Here is a 17,683-nt window from a genome sequence, read left to right as displayed (position 1 = left end):
ACCGCGGCTCAGCGACTGAGCGGCTCGCAACGACCGACGATCGTGCCGGCGCGGTCGATGCAGACCACGTCGACGGCGACCGGTGCCTCGCGCAGCACCTCCAGCGCCTCGCGAGCGGCCCGCGCCGCCACCAGGTCCCCGAGCGGTATGCCGACGGCCTGCGCGCGCTGGAGCGCCTCCAGGCCGGTGTTGCAGTCGTCGAGGTCGAGGGTGAAGCCGGCATCTGCGGCGATCGAGGTCAGGTGCGACAGCGAGACCTGGGACCGCCCGGAGTGCAGGTCGAGGTGGCCGGCCGCGAGCTTGGAGAGCTTGGCGAAGCCGCCCACGATGGTCAGCCGGGGCACGGGATGCCGGCGGAGGTACTTCAGCACCGCGCCGGCGAAGTCACCCATGTCGAGCAGGGCGTCCTCGGGCAGCCCGTAGGCCTCGACGGCGACCCGCTCGGATGTGGACCCCGTGCAGCCCGCGACATGGGTGTGCCCCGCTGCCCGGGCGACGTCGATGCCGCGGCGGATCGAGTCGATCCACGCCGAGCAGGAGTAGGGCACGACGATGCCCGTCGTGCCGAGCACGGACAGGCCGCCGAGGATGCCCAGGCGCGGGTTCCAGGTCTTGCGGGCGAGCTCCTCGCCGTGGTCGATGGAGATCTCGACCACGAGGTCGCCGGGGTCACCGTGCGCGCTGGCCAGCGCGGCCACGTGCTCGGTGATGAACTTTCGCGGCATCGGGTTGATCGCGGGCTCTCCGACCGCGAGTGGCAGGCCGGGCTTGGTCACCGTTCCCACGCCGGGACCGGCGACGAACGTGACGCCGGTGCCGGGGGCGCCGCGGCGGACGGTCGAGCGGACCAGCGCGAGGTGCGTGACGTCGGGGTCGTCGCCGGCGTCCTTGACGATGCCGGCCATCGCCACACCGTCGTCCAGCGACTCCACCGCCACGGCGAACGCCGGTGACGCCGTCGGCAGCGTGATCGTCACCGGGTCCGGGAACTCACCCGTCAGCAGCGCGGTGTACGCCGCCGTGGTCGCCGCGGTGGCGCAGGCGCCGGTCGTCCACCCCGGGCGCAGGCCGGTGCGCTCGAGCTGCGCGGGGCGCCCGCTGGGCGTTGCCTCGCCTGCCTGCTCGCTCGTCACGCTCGCCAGCCTAACGAGGTGACTAGGGTGGCGAGCGTGAGGATCCTGCTGCTGGGCGGTACGTCGGAGGCCCGCGAGCTCGCCACGCGGCTCGCGGAGAGCGGCCACGAGGTGGTGAGCTCCCTGGCGGGGCGCGTCAGCAGCCCCGAGCTCCCCGACGGTGACGTCCGTGTCGGTGGCTTCGGTGGCCCGGACGGCCTCGCGGCGTACCTCCTCGAGGAGAAGGTCGACGCCCTCGTCGATGCCACTCACCCGTTCGCCGAGCACATCTCCGCCAACGCCCACGCGGCCGCGACGCAGACCGGCACGCGGCACCTCCTGCTGCGGCGTCCCGGCTTCCCCCTGCTCCCGGAGTACGCCGTGGTCCCCGACGTCCACGCGGCGGCGGAGGCGATCGAGCCGGGGTCCACGGTCTTCCTGACCATCGGACGGCAGCAGGTGGCGGCGTTCGTCCACGTCGACGCGAAGTTCGTGATCCGTGCGATCGACCCGCCGTCGGTGCTGCCGCCCCACCACGTCCTGCTGCTCGAGCGGGGTCCGTTCTCCCTCGAGGACGAGATCGAGCTGATCCAGCGCCACGGCGCCGACACGCTGGTCACGAAGGACTCCGGTGGAGCGGCGACCGCGGCGAAGCTCGAGGCGGCCGCGCAGCTCGGCCTGAGCGTGATCGTCGTGGCGCGTCCGGGCGTGCCCGAGGGTGCGGCCGTCGTGGAGACGGTCGAGCAGGTCATGCACGAGCTCGCCGGCTGAGCCGATCCAAGCTGGCGCCGACCCCGCAGGGCCCAGGCGCTCAGTCCGGGTAGCGGCGCGGCGTCCAGACGACGGTCTCGCCGGTGGCCCGGTCGACCTTCTGCGTCTGGCTCGAGCCCACGAGGATCAGCGTCCGCATGTCGATGACGTCGGGGTCCATGCCGCCGAGCTCGACGATGCGGACGACCTCGGTCGGGCCGCCGATGTCGCGTGCGAGCACGACCGGCGTCTCCGGCTTGCGGATCTCCAGCAGCAGCTGCTTGAGGTCGACGACCTGCTGGCGGCGTTCCTTCGAGGCGGGGTTGTAGATCGCGAGCACCAGGTCGGCCTCCGCGGCCATCCGGATGCGGCGCGCGATGACGTCCCACGGCTTGAGGCGGTCGGAGAGCGAGATCGTCGCGTAGTCGTGGCCCAGCGGCGCCCCGACGCGGGAGGCGGCGGCGTGCGCCGCGGTCATGCCCGGCATGACCTTCACCTCGATGCCGGAGTACTGCTCCTCGCAGGCCACCTCGAGCACCGCGGTCGCCATCGCGAAGACGCCGGGGTCGCCGGAGGAGACCACGACGACGTTGCGTCCGCGCGCCGCGAGGTCGAGCGCGAACTCGGCGCGCTCGGACTCGACCTTGTTGTCGGAGAGGTGGCGGACCTGGCCGGCACGCTCGGGCACCCGCTTGATGTACGTCGTGTAGCCGACGAGGTCGTCGGCCACGGCCAGCGCGCCCTTGACCTCCGGGGTCAGCCAGAGCGGACCGGCGGGCCCGGTGCCGATCACCGTCACGCGCCCCGGCTTCGCCGGCTTCTCCGCGAACGACTGACCGGACCGGGTCGGGAGGTACTCCTCGACGGCGAGACCGGCGACCTTCGACGGCAGCACGGCCATCGAGAAGTAGGGGACCGTCGACGGGTCGACGTCGGCCAGCGGCTCGACGCGCTGCTCGGGCATCGTCGCGCGCTCGACGTACCAGGCGTCGTCGAGCCGGCCGGCGGTCTGGAGCGCGGCGCGGATCGCAGGGAAGGTGCGGCCCATCTTCAGGATCACGGCGGAGTCGGTCGACGCGATGCGTGCGGCGAGCTCCTCCTCGGGCAGCGTGCCCGGCAGGACGGTGAGCACCTCGCGGTCCTCGGTCAGCGGGACGCCGAGGGCAGCGACGCTCGCCTGGATCGAGGAGACGCCCGGCACCGTCTCCGTCGGGTAGCGGTGCGCCAGGCGCTTGTGCATGTGCTGGTACGACGAGTAGATCAGCGGGTCACCCTCGGAGAGGATCGCCACCGAGCGGCCGGCGTCGAGGTGCGCGGCGAGCCGGGCTGCGGCCTCCTCGTAGAACTCCTCGATCGCGCCGCGGTAGCCACCGGGATGGTCGGTGGTCTCGGTGGTGAGCGGGTAGACCAGGTGCTCCTCGATGTGGTCCTCGCGGATCCACTGCTCGGCGATGCGCCGCGCGTTGGAGCGTCCGTGCCTCGCCGAGTGGTAGGCGATGACGTCGGCGAGGCCGATCACCTCGACGGCGCGGAGCGTCATGAGCTTCGGGTCGCCGGTGCCGAGGCCGACGCCGTACAGGTTTCCAGTCATCGGATGATCTCCACGTCCGAGGCGAGCGCGTTGAGCGCGCCCGCGGTGATGGCCGAACCGCCGCGGCGCCCGTGCACGACGAGCCACTCCAGGCCGAGGTCGGAGTCGGCGAGCGCCTGCTTCGACTCGACGGCGCCGACGAAGCCGACCGGGATGCCGAGGATCGCCGCAGGCTTCGGGCCACCCGCCTCGATCATCTCGAGCAGGTGGAAGAGCGCGGTGGGGGCATTGCCGATCGCGACGACCGAGCCCTCGAGCCGGTCGCGGAGCAGCTCGAACGCCGCGGCGGAGCGGGTCGTGCCCAGCTCCTTCGCCAGAGGGGCGACGCGCTCGTCGCGGATGAGGCAGATGACCTCGTTGTCCTTCGGCAGCCGGGCGCGGGTGACGCCGTACGCGACCATGTTGGCGTCGGTGATGATCGGCGCACCGGCCTTCAGCGCCTCGCGGGCCGCGCGCGCGAAGCCGGGCGTGTGGGCGACGTCGGCAGGCAGGTCGGTCTGGCCGCAGGAGTGGATCATCCGGACGACGACCGGCTCGGTGAGCTCGTCGAACCGGGCCAGGTCGGACTCGCGACGGATCATCGCGAACGACTCCTCGTAGATCGCGTTGCCGTCCTTCTCGTACTGCATCAGTGCTGCTCCAGGGTGTAGCTGGTGCCGTCAGCGACGGCGGAGAGATGGGGAGTGGTCGGGTGCCCGCAGCGGCGGTCGCACCCGGACAGGTGGAGTCGTACGCCGGGGTGGGCTGCGGCGAGTGTCGGCGCGTCGGCGCGTACGTCGGCGAGTGCCTTGGCGCAGCCGGGCTGGCCGATGCAGGAGGTGACGAGGGCGAGCGGGTCGGCGCCGTCGAGCAGGAACCCGTGCGTCGCGAGCACCGCCTCGGCCCCCGGCGCGGGGTCGACCAGGACGACCGAGCGCCACGGCGTGAACCGGATCTGCCCGGCGAGCCCCGCGATCGCCAGCCACGCCTCCGCCGGCGCGCTGCCGAGCGGCACTCCCGCCACGATCGCGCCCTCGGTGGTGCCCAGCCGGGGCCCCGTGGACCGAGCAGCAAGCACCACCTCATGGCCCGGACCCGTGCTCACTGGCCGGTTCGCGGAGGAGAGCACCGGCCCGGGCCGGCCGGGCGCCAGCTCCGCCAGCGCCTCCGCGGGCAGCTCCTTCGCCCGCCAGGCGTTGGGTGCGTGGGAGGCGCGCAGCCCCAGGAAGCGGTGCGCAGCGCCGATCAGCAGGTCGGCGGCCAGGTCGACGGGTGCGGTCACCGCGGTCGGCGTGCCCGCGACCGCCAGACGCGCGACGTCGGCGGACTCCAGCACCACCGCGACGTCGGGCGCGAGCGCCAGCACGTCGCCGGTGCCGTTGTCGATGCCGAAGAGGAAGCGGCCGGAGAGGGCGACCAGCCCGTCGTCCGCCAGCAGCTCGGTGTCGAGCTCGTCGAGCACCGCCTCCGTCGCCGGGTGCCCGGTCAGGCCACCGAGTGGCGACGCGACCACGTTGCGCACGCGGTCGTGGGTGAGGGACGGCAGCAGGCCGGCGTCGTGCAGGCCGTCGGCGAGCTCCTGCCCGCAGCCGGAGCCGAGGCCACGGAGCTGCACGTTGCCGCGCGAGGTCAGGTAGAGGTGCCCGTCGCCGAGGGACGACGCGAGCGTCGCGAGTGCCCGCAGCTGCGCGGCCGAGACCCGACCCCCGGGGATCCGGACCCGCCCGACGAAGCCGTCCGCGGCTTCGTGGAGGCGCACTGCACCCGGGCAGCGGTCGTCGGCGGAAGCGCGGGGCACCCCGGAAGGGTATGCGTTCCCGCGGCTGGTCCCGACCCCCGGTGCGCACGCCGGAACGCGCGCACCGGACCGCTCACGACGCGGCGAGCGGCAGGGTGACCGTCAGGCCGGTCAGGGTCGCGGTGAAGAGCGAGGTGCTCGCCCGGTACGTCGGGGCGTCGCTCGGCGCGATCTCCAGCTTGATCGTGTGTCCGGCGTCGAACCGGTAGCCGTTGCCGTTGAGCTGGAAGCCGATCGGCCCGGTCTGGCCGGGCGTCAGCCGGTAGACGCCGCGCGTGACGAGGCGCTGGGTGCCGTCGGGGGCGACGTCCCAGAGGCGTCCCGCGAGCTGGCCGGGACCGCCGAGGGTCGTGACCGTGGCGCGGATCGTGGGCCGGCCGAGCATCACCTGGGGCGCCGACAGGGCCCGCGTGTAGATCGCACTGCCCTTCGGGTTGATGCCCGCGATCGACGTGCACGGGTCGGCGGTGCCGAGCGGGTCGGTGCTCGGGATCGCGTCGAAGCGGGGGCCGATGGTCAGGTCGCCGAGCAGGGGGTCGACCTTCTTCGCCGCCGCGGACCCGAAGGTGAGGGTGCCGGGGTGGATCGCCTTCCACGACGCGGCGCGGTAGGGGCCGCCGTCATCGACCGCGGTCGCGCCGAGCGCCGGGCAGGTGGTGGTGTAGGCCAGCACGGAGCCGTTGGCGGGGCCACCTGCCACGCCCTTGAGGTGCTGCTCGAAGAACCGGAACGCCGTGTCGTTGAAGGCCAGGCTCGCCGTGTGGCGGTTGGCGTCACGGGAGTGGCCGACGTCGCCGAGCATCATCGAGACGAACGAGCCGGGGTACTCCGTGCGGACGGAGTTGTACTCCCGCAGCGACTCGGTGACGGGGAAGAAGTCGTCGTTCCACCCGCTCTCGAGGAGCAGGGGAGCGGGGGAGCCGGGGATGTCGACCGAGCCGTGGTACTTCCGGAACTCCGTCGCGATCGTCTCCAGGGACGCGCCGTAGGGCTCGCCCAGGTCCATCTGGGCGACCGCGCCGGTGAGGTCCCACGGGTGGGTGCCGGGCGCCAGCGGGTCGGCGACGTAGCCGGTCGTGGCGGCCAGGGCGTAGAGCGCGTGCGTGTAGCTCTGGGTCATCACGCCGAGCGGTGACAGCGTCGTCGCGCCGCTCGCGGTCACATCGTCGCGGAACCGGCCGTTGGGCATCACGGCCGACATGAGGTCCGACCACAGCCACTCGCCGTACGCCGCGCCGATCCGCATGGTCTTGCCCTGCGGGGAGCGCCAGGGGACGAAGGTGCCATCGGTCTGGCGCACTTTGTCCTTGAGCTCGCCCAGCTGCAGCGCCTGGCCACCGCCGTAGGAGAAGCCGGTGACGCCGATCTTCGTGGGCTGGGTGATCCCCTCGTCGGCGAGGATGCCGAGCAGGTGCTGGGTGTCGTGCGCTTCGTAGCGCTGGTCGGCGAGGCGGATGAAGCCCTTGGCGCAGGCGCCGGTCTGGGTCCACGCCTGCGGGGTGCCGCCGCCTCCGCAGGAGCTGCCGAAGCCGCGGGCCGACGCGGCCATCACGGCGTAGCCGTGCTGGGCGTACCAGAGGTTGCTGTAGTGCTCGGTGAGCGGGAGGATCCGCGGCGCCAGCGTGGAGGTCTGCGGCACGTTGGGCTCGAGGGCGGACTTGTCGCCACCGAGGCCGTGCAGCAGCACGATCGTCGGCCACGGGCCGCTGCCGGTCGCGGGGAGCGTGACGTCGACGTCGATCGGGGTGCCGTCGAAGCTGGGCACCCGGTCGCCGGTGCAGAAGCGCACGCCGTCGGTCGGCGTGCAGGAGCGGCCGAACGGCGTCGGCGTGGCGGCCGAAGCGGGTCCCGCCGGAGGAGCGACGGCGAGGAGCGCGGCGATGAGGAGTCCGGCAGCGGGCCGGCTGGCGCGGCGGAGACGAAGCGAGGTCACGGTCGGTCAACGACCGAGGGGGCGATCGGGTTAGGCGTGCGGCCGGGGGGCCGGTTTATGCTCGTCGGGCGTGCGCCCGGCCGGGCGCACCTCCAGTTCGTCGGGTGACGAGCGAGGAAGCCGGTGCGACTCCGGCACGGTCCCGCCACTGTGTACGCCGCAGCCTGGTCCCGATCAGGAGCAGCGAAGTCAGGAACTCCCGTCACCCCACCCTGTACCCGGGGCGAGGAAACCCCACGAAGGGATCGCAATGCTGCTGCTCCTGTCGACGTCCGACACGGACCTGATGAGCGCCCGCGCCGCCAACGCCACCGGAGCCCCGGTCACGTGGAGGTACGCCAACCCGGCCCGCCTCGCGCTCGACGAGCTGCCCGCGCTGCTCGACGGCACCGACCTGGTCGTCGTCCGTCTGCTCGGCGGCCGCCAGGCCTGGGCCGAGGGCCTCGACACCCTGCTCGCGAGCGGCAAGCCTGTCGTCGTCCTCACGGGCGAGCAGGCCCCCGACGCCGAGCTGATGGGCCACTCCACGGTGCCCGCCGGCGTCGCCGCGCAGGCGCACGCCTACCTGGCCCACGGCGGCCCGGCGAACCTCGACCAGCTCGCCCGCTTCCTCTCCGACACGGTCCTGCTGACGGGCGAGGGCTTCGACGCCCCGGCCGCGTCGCCGGCGTGGGGTCGCTACGAGCGCGAGGTCGTCCGCACCAGCCCTAGCCATGGGCAGGGCTCACACGGACGACCCACGAAGGTCGCGGTCCTCTACTACCGGGCCCACGAGATGTCCGGCAACAACGCCTTCGTGGGGGTCCTCGCCGACGCGATCGAGGCCAAGGGCGGCGTCGCCCTGCCGATCTGGTGTGCCTCGCTGCGTGACGCCGACGCCACGCTCCTGGAGGCCCTGGGCGAGGCCGACGTCATCGTCACCACCGTCCTCGCGGCCGGCGGTTCGACCCCCGCCAAGGCCCAGGCCGGCGGCGACGACGAGTCGTGGGACGCCGGCGCGCTGGCCCGCCTCGACAAGCCGATCCTCCAGGCGCTCTGCCTCACCAGCAGCCGCGAGACCTGGGAGGAGAACGACGAGGGCGTCAGCCCCCTCGACGCCGCCACCCAGATCGCCGTGCCCGAGTTCGACGGCCGCATCATCACGGTGCCGTTCTCCTTCAAGGAGTTCGACTCCGAGGGCCTCCCCGCCTATGTCGCGGACCCGGAGCGGGCGCTCCGCGTCGCCGGTCTCGCGATCGGCCACGGCCGCCTGGCCCACGTCGACCCGAGCGAGCACCGCATCGCGCTCGTCCTGAGCGCCTACCCGACCAAGCACGCCCGCATCGGCAACGCGGTGGGCCTCGACACGGGTGCGTCCGCGATGGCGCTGCTCCAGCGCCTCGCCGACGAGGGCTGGGTCGGCGCCGACGAGCTCCCCGGCGTGAAGGAGAAGGACGGCGACAAGCTGATCCACGCCCTGATCGCCGCCGGCGGCTACGACCAGGACTGGCTGACCCAGGGCCAGCTCGACGCCAACACCAACCGCGTCCCCGCGGCCACCTACAGGGAGTGGTTCGCCAAGGTCCCCGAGGGGCTCCGCGGCGACATGGTCGAGCACTGGGGCGAGGCGCCCGGCGAGCTCTTCGTCGACAACGGTGACATCGTGCTGGCCGCGATCCAGAGCAAGAACGTCGTCGTCCTCGTGCAGCCGCCGCGCGGCTTCGGAGAGAACCCGATCGCGATCTACCACGACGGTGACCTGCCGCCGAGCCACCACTACCTGGCGGCGTACCGCTGGCTCGAGGCGAAGCAGGAGGACGGCGGCTGGGGCGCCGACGCCATCATCCACCTCGGCAAGCACGGCAACCTCGAGTGGACTCCGGGCAAGAACGCCGGCCTCTCCGCCGACTGCGCGCCCGACGCGATCCTCGGCGACCTGCCGGTGATCTACCCCTTCCTCGTCAACGACCCGGGCGAGGGCACGCAGGCCAAGCGTCGTGCCCACGCGACGCTCGTCGACCACCTCGTGCCGCCGATGGCGCGCGCCGAGTCGTACGGCGACATCAGCCGCCTGGAGCAGCTGCTCGACGAGTACGGCAACGTCGCGACCATGGACCCGGCCAAGGTCCCCGCGCTCCAGGGCAAGATCTGGACGCTGCTCCAGGCCGCCAAGATGGACCGCGAGCTGGGTCTGATCGACAAGCCGGACGAAGAGCGCTTCGACGACATGATCATGCAGATCGACGGTTGGCTCTGCGAGATCAAGGACTCCCAGATCCGCGACGGCCTGCACGTCCTCGGCGCGCCGCCGGCGGGCGAGGCGAAGGTCGACCTGGTCCTCGCGATCCTCCGGGCGCGCCAGCTCTGGGGTGGCAACGCCCACGTCGTGGGCCTGCGCGAGGCGCTGGGCCTCGACGAGTCGGCTCGCGACCGGGCCGGTGCCGACCGCTTCGAGGCGATCGCGCGCGACATGCTGCTCGCCATCGACGGTGGCGGCTGGTCCGACGCCGCGATCGACAAGGCCCTCGAGCTGGTGCCGTCCGGTGCCGACGCGGTCGAGGTGCGCCGGGTGCTCGAGTTCGCGATCGCCGAGGTCGCGCCGCGCCTCGACCAGACCACCGCCGAGCTCGACAACGTCGTCAACGCGCTCCGCGGCGGCTTCGTGCCGGCAGGCCCGTCCGGGTCGCCGCTGCGTGGCCTGGTCAACGTGCTGCCGACCGGCCGCAACTTCTACTCCGTCGACCCGAAGGCGATCCCGAGCCAGCTCGCCTGGGAGACCGGCCAGCTCCTGGCCGACAGCCTGGTCGAGCGGCACAAGGCCGACACCGGCGAGTACCCGAAGTCCGTCGGCCTCTCCATGTGGGGCACCTCCGCGATGCGCACCGCCGGCGACGACATCGCCGAGTGCCTCGCGCTGCTCGGCGTCCGCCCGGTCTGGGACGAGGCGAGCCGCCGGGTCACGCACCTGGAGCCGATCCCGCTCGAGGAGCTCGGCCGCCCGCGCGTGGACGTCACGATGCGCATCTCCGGCTTCTTCCGCGACGCCTTCCCGCACGTCGTGGCGCTGCTCGACGACGCGGTAAAGCTCGCTGCGGCGCAGGAGGAGCCGGCCGAGTCCAACTACGTGCGCCAGCACGTCGCCGAGGACGGCGGCAACACGGCGCGCATCTTCGGCTCCAAGCCCGGCACCTACGGCGCCGGCCTGCTCCAGCTGATCGACTCCAAGGACTGGCGCACCGACGCCGACCTGGCGGAGGTCTACACGACCTGGGGCGGCTACGTGTACGGCCGCGACCAGCACGGCGAGCCGGCCCGCGAGGCGATGGAGACGGCGTACCGGCGGATCGCGGTGGCGGCCAAGAACACCGACACCCGCGAGCACGACATCGCCGACTCCGACGACTACTTCCAGTACCACGGCGGCATGGTGGCGACCGTGCGTGCGCTGACCGGCCAGGCGCCGGCGGCGTACATCGGCGACTCGACCCGCCCGGAGTCGGTCCGTACGCGCACGCTGGTCGAGGAGACCTCCCGCGTCTTCCGTGCCCGCGTCGTCAACCCGCGCTGGATCGAGGCGATGCGTCGCCACGGTTACAAGGGCGCGTTCGAGATGGCCGCGACCGTCGACTACCTCTTCGGCTACGACGCCACCACCGGTGTCATCGCCGACTGGATGTACGAGAAGCTCACCGAGACCTACGTCCTCGACGCCGACAACCGGGCGTTCCTCGAGGAGGCGAACCCGTGGGCGCTGCACGGCATGGCCGAGCGGCTGCTCGAGGCCCAGAGTCGTGGCCTGTGGGAGCAGCCCAGCCCGGAGATGAAGCAGGCGCTCGCCGAGATCCTGCTCGAGACCGAGGGCGAGATCGAGGGGCGCTCGTGAGCACCTTCCCGTTCTCCGCCGTCGTCGGCCAGGACGACCTCGGCCTGGCCCTCTCCCTCGCGGTGGTGAGCCCCGGCATCGGCGGCGTGCTGGTGCGCGGCGAGAAGGGCACCGCCAAGTCCACGATGGTGCGCGGCCTGACCTCCGTGCTCCCGCCGATCGACGTGGTCGCGGGCTGCCGGTTCTCCTGCGACCCGGCGTCTCCCGACGCGGACTGCCCGGACGGCCCTCACTCCAGCGCCGGGACGGGCCTCGTGCAGACCCGGCCGGTCGCCCTCGTGGAGCTGCCGGTCGGTGCCACCGAGGACCGCGTGGTCGGCTCGCTCCACCTCGACAAGCTGGTCGGCGCCGGCTCCGTGGAGTTCGAGCCGGGCCTGCTGGCCCGCGCCCACCGCGGCCTGCTGTACGTCGACGAGGTCAACCTGCTCCCCGACCACCTGGTCGACTCGCTCCTGGACGCCGCCGCGATGGGTCGCGCGCGCGTCGAGCGCGAGGCGGTCTCCGTCTCGCACGCCGCGTCGTTCGTGCTCGTGGGCACGATGAACCCGGAGGAGGGCGAGCTGCGCCCGCAGCTCCTCGACCGGTTCGGCCTGGCTGTCGACGTGGTCGCCTCCCGCGAGCCCTCGGAGCGCGTGGAGGTGATCCGCCGCCGGATGGCCTTCGAGGCCGACCCGGACGGGTTCGCCTCCCGCTTCTCCGAGGCCGACAGCGAGCTGTCGGACCGGATCTCCAAGGCCCAGGCGCTGCTCCCGTCGGTCGAGCTGCCCGACGACGTGCTCGTCCAGATCGCCACGCTCTGCGCGGCGTACGACGTCGACGGCCTCCGCGGGGACCTGGTCACCGCCCGCACCGCCGTGGCGCACGCCGCGTGGTCCGGCCGGACGGTCGTCACGGCGGAGGACGTGCGCGTCGCCGCGCGGCTCGCGCTGCCGCACCGCCGTCGCCGCAACCCCTTCGACTCCCACGACCAGGGGCAGGACCTCGAGGAGCTGCTCGACGAGCACGCTCCCGAGCAGCCCGAGACCGATCCCGACGACGACCCGACGCCGCCCGAGGACGGCCCCAACGGCTCCGACGGCCCCGACGGCCCCGACGGCCCCGACGGCCCCGACGGCCCCGACGGCTCCGGGTCGCAGGCGCCGCAGGACGCCGAGACGGGGCCCGTGCCGCCGACGGCCACCCCGCCTGCGCCGGACGCCGCACCCGACGCCGGCACGAGCCCCGTCTCGGCGGGAGCGGACCTGAGCAGCGACGCCTCCGAGCGCACCCGTGAGGCGGCGGGCCAGCCCTTTCAGGCCCGCCTGATCCAGGTCGACCGTGTCGGACAGGGTGTCACCGGCAAGCGGTCGACGGCGATCACGACGGTCGGGCGCCACCTGCGCGCGGTCGCGATGGACGACCCGCGCGGCCAGGGGCTCAGTGCCACCGGGACCCTCCTGGCTGCGGCCACCGACACGACCACTGCCGGCCTCGGCCTCGCGCCGCGGCACCTGCGTCGCAGCCTGCGCCAGGGCAAGGAGGGCAACCTCGTCGTCTTCGTCGTGGACACGTCCGGCTCGATGGGCGCCGCGAAGCGTGTCCGCGAGGTCAAGACGGCCGTCGTCAGCCTTCTGCTCGACGCCTACCAGCGCCGCGACAAGGTCGCCGTGGTGACCTTCGGCGGTGACCGCGCGACGGTCGCACTCGAGCCGACCAGCTCGGTCGACCGTGCGGAGCGCATGCTGGGTGAGGTCCCCACCGGCGGGCGCACCCCGCTGGCGGAGGCGCTGGTCGCCGCCGAGCAGGTGGTACGCCGCGAGCGTGCCCGCGACCCGCAGCGCCGGCCGCTGGTCGTGCTGGTGACCGACGGCCGGGCGACGTCCGGCAAGGGAGCCCTCGCGCGCGCCCGCCAGGTCGCCGACGTCCTCGGCACCCACGGCACCCCGTGGGTCGTCGTGGACGCGGAGGACCCGCGGGCCGTCGTACGCCTGGGCCTCGCGCAGGACCTGGCCACGCGCCTGGGTGCGGAGCACCTGGCCCTCGGCGACGTCGCCGCGTCCACCTTCAAGCAGATCGTCACGGACAGGAAGATCGCGTAATGCCCCAGGGAGTCCCCACCAACGTCCCGGACGACGGCCTGACCACCCGCCAGCGCCGCAACCGGCCGCTGCTGATGGTCCACACCGGCGAGAACAAGGGCAAGAGCACCGCCGCCTTCGGCCTCGGCCTGCGTGGCTGGAACCAGGGCTGGAACGTCGCGGTCTTCCAGTTCGTGAAGTCGGCGAAGTGGAAGGTCGGCGAGGAGAACGCCTACCTGGCCCTCAACACGATCCACGAGCAGACCGGCCAGGGCGGCCCGGTGCAGTGGAACAAGATGGGCGACGGCTGGTCCTGGTCGCGCAAGAAGGGCGAGGACGAGGACCACGCCCAGGTCGCGCGCGACGGCTGGGAGGAGATCAAGCGCCGCATCCTCGCCGAGGAGCACGACCTCTACATCCTCGACGAGTTCGCCTACCCCGTGAAGTGGGGCTGGGTCGACGCGGCCGAGGTCGCGGAGTTCCTCAAGAACCGCCCGGGCCACCAGCACGTCGTCATCACCGGCCGCGACGTCGCGCCGGAGATCATCGAGGTCGCGGACCTGGTCACGGAGATGACCAAGATCAAGCACCCGATGGACAACGGCCAGAAGGGCCAGAAGGGCATCGAGTGGTGACCACCACCCTCCCGCGCTTCGTCGTCGCCGCGCCGGGGTCCGGCCACGGCAAGACGATGATCGCGACCGGCCTGATGGCGGCGCTGCGCGCCCGGGGCCTCGAGGTGTCGCCGCACAAGGTGGGTCCGGACTACATCGACCCGAGCTACCACGGGCTGGCCGCGGGGCGCGTGGGGCGCAACCTCGACCCGATGCTGCAGGGTGAGGAGCGGATCGTCCCGCTGCTGCTCCACGGCGCCCTCACGCCGACACCTGCCGACGTCGCGGTCATCGAGGGCGTCATGGGCCTCTTCGACGGGCAGCTCGGCGGTGCGGGGTTCTCCTCGACGGCCCACGTCGCGCGCCTGGTCCAGGCGCCGGTGGTGCTGGTCGTCGACTGCGCGGCCGCGTCGCGCTCCGTCGGTGCCGTGGTGCACGGCTTCACGACGTACGACCCCGAGGTCCGCGTCGCCGGCGTCATCCTCAACAACGTCGCCTCGCCCCGCCACGAGGCCGAGGTGCGCGCGTCGATCGTCGGCATCCCGGTGCTCGGTGTCGTCCCGCGCCTGCCCGAGATCGTGGTGCCCTCGCGCCACCTGGGCCTGATCCCCGTCGCCGAGCGGGCCCCCGAGGCCCTGGCCGCCGTCGATGCGCTGGCGGACCTGATCAGCACCCACGTCGACCTCGATGCGCTGCTGGAGCTCGCGGGGAGCGCCCCCGCCCTCGACGTCGAGCCCTGGTCGCCCTCCGGTCGCGCCGTGCGTGCGGAGGCGTGGGATGACAGCGACGAGCTGCGCACCCCCGGCCCGACGGTCGCGGTCTTCGGTGGCCCCGCCTTCTCCTTCACCTACGCCGAGAACGTCGAGCAGCTCACCGCCGCCGGCGCGCACGTGGTGACCGTCGACCCGCTCGCCGGTGACCGGCTCCCCGTCGGGACGGCGGCGGTCGTGATCGGCGGCGGCTTCCCCGAGATGCACCTCGACGCCCTGGCCGCCAACGCGCAGCTGCTCGAGGAGGTCCGTGCGTTCGCCGCCGCTGGTGGCCCGACGGTCGCCGAGTGCGCGGGCCTGCTCTACCTCGGTCAGGTGCTCGACGGCGTCGAGATGGCCGGGGTCGTGCCGATGACGGCTGCCATGACGAAGCGCCTCACCCTCGGCTACCGCCGCGCCACCGCTCTCGCCGACGGTCCGCTGGTCCGTGCCGGCGAGCAGGTGACCGGTCACGAGTTCCACAAGACCGCCGTCACCTACGCAGCGCCCGGACAGGAGAGCTGGCGGTGGGAGCTCCACGACGGCACGAGCGCGACGGAGGGCTGGGTCAGCAGCAACGTCCACGCGTCGTACCTGCACGTGCACGGGGCGGGGCACCCGGAGCACGCCGAGCGGCTCGTCGCCCTGGCCAGGTCGTACGCCGCGAGCGTGCCGGCGTGAGCTGGACCTTCGACGCCGAGCTCTTCCGCTGGGATGCCAACGCCTCCTGGTTCTTCGTCCGCCTGCCCCAGGAGCTGAGCGACGAGGTCCGCGACAGCCTGACCGGTCCGCCGGGCGGATTCGGCTCGGTGCGGGTCGAGGTCCGCATCGGTGCGAGCCGCTGGGCCACCTCCCTCTTCCCGGAGAAGAGTGCCGGCGCCTACGTGCTCCCGGTCAAGAAGGCCGTGCGGGCCGCCGAGGACCTCGACGACGGAGACCTGGTGAGCGTCGAGATCGCGCTGGAGCAGGCGTGAGCGTCGTCGTGGGCGTCGGAGGACGCGCGTCGGCCGCGCCGGAGGCGCTGGTGACCCTCGTCCAGCAGGTCCTCTCCGGGCATCGCCTCACCCTCGCCGAGGTCGACGTGCTGGCCACGATCGACCACCGCACCGGCCACGCAGGGCTGGCTCTGCTCGCGGTCAGCGCTGACGCGGGCATCCGCGGCTTCACGGCCGCGGAGCTGGCCGGGCAGGCTGTCGCCCACCCGAGCGCGGTCGTCGCCGCCCACAGCGGTACGCCGAGCGTCGCCGAGGCCGCCGTGCTGGCCGCCGGGGCGACGCCGCTCGGGCCGCCGGAGAAGGCCGACGACTGGGTGGTCGCGGTCGGTCGCGTCGCCGCCGTCCGCGGACCCGGACAGGCCGGGCAGGAAGCGGGCCGTGACCCGGGCTGGTTCCCTCCGGTTCCGGAGCGCCTGCTGCACCACGGCGACGTCGAGGTCGAGCCGGGCATGGTCGACTTCGCGGTCAACGTCCATGCGGACGAGCCGCCGGCGTTCCTGAGCCGGGCGCTGCATGCCGCGATCGCCGACCTTGCCCGCTACCCGGATCCCGCGCGGGCGACGGCGGCGGTCGCCGCTGCCCACGGCATCGACCCGGAGTGCGTCCTGCTGACCCACGGTGCGGCGGAGGCGTTCGGCCTGGTCGCGCAGCAGCCGTGGCTGCGACCGGCGGTGGTGCACCCGCAGTTCACCGAGCCCGAGGCGGCGCTGCGTGCGCACGGTCACGACCCGCGGAGCCTGATCCTCACGGCGCAGGCCGGGTTCCGGTTGGCCGGCCTCGATCCGCAGGATGCCGACCTGGTCGTGGTCGGCAACCCCACCAACCCGACCAGCCGACTCCACCCGCGCGCGGAGGTCGCGCAGCTCGGCGACACCGCCACGCTCCTCGTCGACGAGGCGTTCCTCGACGTCGTCGAGGGCATCGAGGCGCCCGTCGACTCCCTGGTGCCGCTCGCTGCGGGTGACCCGCGCATCCTCGTCACGCGCAGCCTGACCAAGACCTACTCGATCGCCGGGCTGCGGATCGGCTACCTGGTCGGCCACCCCGACGTGCTCCGCCGGCTCGCGGTGCGGCGCAGCCCGTGGCCCGTCTCCACGCTGGCGGCCGCGGCGGCCGAGGCGTGCGTGAGCCCCGAGGGGCTGGCGTACGCCGCGCAGGTGCGCGCCGATCTCCCGTCGCGGCTCGTGGCGCTGCAGGAGGTGCTGGGCAGCCGCGGCTTCGCGGTCGTCGAGGACCCGCGTGGTCCGTTCGTGCTCGCCCGGCACCCGGAGGCCGCGCGGATCCGCGAGCGGCTGCGCGCGGCGAGGGTCGCGGTCCGCCGGGCCGACACCTTCCCGGGCCTCGACGAGACCTGGCTGCGCTTCGCGGCCCGGGGTGCCGCGGAGGTGTCAGCGCTCGGCGCGGTCCTGGACCGGCTCGGCGACTGACAGGTCCGCCTCGAGCCAGGCCTCGCGGTCACCGGCGCGGACCACGCTGAGGGTGCCGTTCTGCTCGAGCACGACGAGGCCGACGGCTGCCAGCCCCGGCAGGCCTGCCCGGCGTACGGCCAGTCGCAGCTCGTCCTGCGTGATCCGCACGCGGCGGAGGGCGTCGAGGTCGATGACGCCGTCGCGGACGATGACGACGGCCCGAGGGGTGAGCAGCCGGCCCGTGCCACGCCGCGTCCGGGCGAAGCCGAAGACGCCCTGCAGCGTGAAGAGCGTCAGCAGGGCGACGACGCCGGTGAGCAGGTTCGGTCGGCCGAGCACGGCGGTACGGCCGACGACGGCCCCGACGGCGATCATGCAGGCGAAGTCGAACGTCGACAGGTTGGCCAGCGTCCGCGTGCCGAGGACGCGCACGAGGCTGAACAGCGCGAGGTAGATGACGACGGTGGCGGCGATCGCCATGAGCACCGTGACCACCACGTCCGTGCCCAGGTCGGCGCTGAACTGGTGCTGGCTGAGCTCGCTGAGGAAGTCGGGACCGGAAGGCGACATGGACAAGGACCGTACGTCGTCACCGCGCCCGGCCGTCCACGCCGTGCGTTCGTGAGATCAGGCGGTCCAGCGCACGGCGTCGTCGAGGAAGTCGGCGACGGGGTGCACCCCGCGGAGCCAGTCCTTGGTCTCGAGGAGCTGGACGAGGTCGCGTTCGCGCCGGGCTTCCAGGCGCTCGCGACGGGTGGGCGCGTCGCGCGACGTGCCCGCGTCGTCGATGGGGTGGATGGTCATCGTGTCCCTCCTGGCGGGTGCGCCCGGACG

General features: G+C 73.3%; 14 protein-coding genes and 1 riboswitch. Of the genes, 7 read left to right on the top strand and 7 right to left on the bottom strand.

What is annotated here, in order from left to right:
* Window positions 1-8: 8 nt before the first annotated feature.
* Complete coding sequence (locus Q5722_RS06415; protein WP_305027377.1) at window positions 9-1,133, bottom strand: cobalt-precorrin-5B (C(1))-methyltransferase; 1,125 nt, start codon at window positions 1,131-1,133, stop codon at window positions 9-11.
* A gap of 36 nt (window positions 1,134-1,169) precedes the next feature.
* Here Q5722_RS06415 and Q5722_RS06410 point away from each other — a divergent pair, with 36 nt between their 5' ends.
* Window positions 1,170-1,883, top strand: a complete 714-nt coding sequence (locus tag Q5722_RS06410) for a cobalt-precorrin-6A reductase (protein ID WP_305027376.1) — start codon at window positions 1,170-1,172, stop codon at window positions 1,881-1,883.
* Window positions 1,884-1,923: 40 nt separating this feature from the next.
* On the opposite strand, the gene Q5722_RS06405 is transcribed toward Q5722_RS06410, so the two are convergent.
* From Q5722_RS06405 to Q5722_RS06390, 4 genes are all read right to left on the bottom strand, one after another.
* Window positions 1,924-3,453 carry a precorrin-2 C(20)-methyltransferase gene (locus Q5722_RS06405; RefSeq protein ID WP_305027375.1) on the bottom strand — a complete coding sequence of 510 codons (1,530 nt, stop codon included), beginning with the start codon at window positions 3,451-3,453 and terminating at the stop codon, window positions 1,924-1,926.
* Window positions 3,450-4,082, bottom strand: coding sequence for a precorrin-8X methylmutase (locus tag Q5722_RS06400; RefSeq protein ID WP_305027374.1), 633 nt, complete (start codon window positions 4,080-4,082; stop codon window positions 3,450-3,452). Before Q5722_RS06400 ends, Q5722_RS06405 begins: the two co-directional genes overlap by 4 nt.
* Window positions 4,082-5,230 carry a ferredoxin-like domain-containing protein gene (locus tag Q5722_RS06395; RefSeq protein ID WP_305027373.1) on the bottom strand — a complete coding sequence of 383 codons (1,149 nt, stop codon included), beginning with the start codon at window positions 5,228-5,230 and terminating at the stop codon, window positions 4,082-4,084. The genes Q5722_RS06400 and Q5722_RS06395 overlap by 1 nt, the downstream gene beginning before the upstream one ends.
* A gap of 73 nt (window positions 5,231-5,303) precedes the next feature.
* On the bottom strand, window positions 5,304-7,163 hold the full coding sequence (locus Q5722_RS06390) for a CocE/NonD family hydrolase (protein ID WP_305027372.1): 1,860 nt from the start codon (window positions 7,161-7,163) through the stop codon (window positions 5,304-5,306).
* A 113-nt stretch (window positions 7,164-7,276) separates the two neighbouring features.
* Window positions 7,277-7,362, top strand: a riboswitch (cobalamin riboswitch).
* Between the two features lie 51 nt (window positions 7,363-7,413).
* Here Q5722_RS06390 and cobN point away from each other — a divergent pair.
* From cobN to cobC, 6 genes are read left to right on the top strand one after another with little or no spacing between them, the layout of a single operon-like run.
* Window positions 7,414-11,025: a cobaltochelatase subunit CobN gene (gene cobN / locus Q5722_RS06385; protein WP_305027371.1), complete on the top strand. Its 3,612-nt coding sequence runs from the start codon at window positions 7,414-7,416 to the stop codon at window positions 11,023-11,025.
* Window positions 11,022-13,103 (top strand): magnesium chelatase subunit D family protein, encoded by a 2,082-nt coding sequence (locus Q5722_RS06380; RefSeq protein WP_305027370.1) that lies wholly within the window; start codon window positions 11,022-11,024, stop codon window positions 13,101-13,103. Before cobN ends, Q5722_RS06380 begins: the two co-directional genes overlap by 4 nt.
* The gene (gene cobO / locus Q5722_RS06375) at window positions 13,103-13,717 is read left to right on the top strand and encodes a cob(I)yrinic acid a,c-diamide adenosyltransferase (protein WP_305027369.1); all 615 of its coding nucleotides are present in this window, start codon (window positions 13,103-13,105) and stop codon (window positions 13,715-13,717) included. The genes Q5722_RS06380 and cobO overlap by 1 nt, the downstream gene beginning before the upstream one ends.
* A complete protein-coding gene (locus Q5722_RS06370) occupies window positions 13,714-15,126 on the top strand; it encodes a cobyrinic acid a,c-diamide synthase CobB (RefSeq protein ID WP_305027368.1) in 1,413 nt (470 codons plus the stop codon). Before cobO ends, Q5722_RS06370 begins: the two co-directional genes overlap by 4 nt.
* The gene (locus Q5722_RS06365) at window positions 15,123-15,419 is read left to right on the top strand and encodes a DUF1905 domain-containing protein (RefSeq protein WP_305027367.1); all 297 of its coding nucleotides are present in this window, start codon (window positions 15,123-15,125) and stop codon (window positions 15,417-15,419) included. Before Q5722_RS06370 ends, Q5722_RS06365 begins: the two co-directional genes overlap by 4 nt.
* The gene (cobC, locus tag Q5722_RS06360) at window positions 15,416-16,867 is read left to right on the top strand and encodes an Rv2231c family histidinol phosphate aminotransferase CobC (protein ID WP_305027366.1); all 1,452 of its coding nucleotides are present in this window, start codon (window positions 15,416-15,418) and stop codon (window positions 16,865-16,867) included. The genes Q5722_RS06365 and cobC overlap by 4 nt, the downstream gene beginning before the upstream one ends.
* On the opposite strand, the gene Q5722_RS06355 is transcribed toward cobC, so the two are convergent.
* Window positions 16,829-17,419 carry a DUF421 domain-containing protein gene (locus Q5722_RS06355; RefSeq protein ID WP_305027365.1) on the bottom strand — a complete coding sequence of 197 codons (591 nt, stop codon included), beginning with the start codon at window positions 17,417-17,419 and terminating at the stop codon, window positions 16,829-16,831. The two genes, cobC and Q5722_RS06355, sit on opposite strands and share 39 nt — an antisense overlap.
* 57 nt (window positions 17,420-17,476) lie before the next feature.
* Window positions 17,477-17,653, bottom strand: coding sequence for a hypothetical protein (locus Q5722_RS06350; RefSeq protein WP_305027364.1), 177 nt, complete (start codon window positions 17,651-17,653; stop codon window positions 17,477-17,479).
* Window positions 17,654-17,683 lie beyond the last annotated feature (30 nt).

Source organism: Nocardioides jiangxiensis (genome assembly GCF_030580915.1).
In the GTDB taxonomy this organism is placed as follows: domain Bacteria; phylum Actinomycetota; class Actinomycetes; order Propionibacteriales; family Nocardioidaceae; genus Nocardioides; species Nocardioides jiangxiensis.
Note: the sequence above shows the minus strand (reverse complement) of the source record. Positions and strands in the feature narration are given on the sequence as shown.

Excerpts from the sequence above, each read along its gene's own strand:
- Q5722_RS06405 (WP_305027375.1), bottom strand. The coding sequence starts at position 3,453 with ATGACTGGAAACCTGTACGGCGTCGGCCTCGGCACCGGCGACCCGAAG.
- Q5722_RS06400 (WP_305027374.1), bottom strand. The coding sequence starts at position 4,082 with ATGCAGTACGAGAAGGACGGCAACGCGATCTACGAGGAGTCGTTCGCG.
- cobN (WP_305027371.1), top strand. The coding sequence starts at position 7,414 with ATGCTGCTGCTCCTGTCGACGTCCGACACGGACCTGATGAGCGCCCGC.
- cobO (WP_305027369.1), top strand. The coding sequence starts at position 13,103 with ATGCCCCAGGGAGTCCCCACCAACGTCCCGGACGACGGCCTGACCACC.
- Q5722_RS06355 (WP_305027365.1), bottom strand. The coding sequence starts at position 17,419 with ATGTCGCCTTCCGGTCCCGACTTCCTCAGCGAGCTCAGCCAGCACCAG.
- Q5722_RS06350 (WP_305027364.1), bottom strand. The coding sequence starts at position 17,653 with ATGACCATCCACCCCATCGACGACGCGGGCACGTCGCGCGACGCGCCC.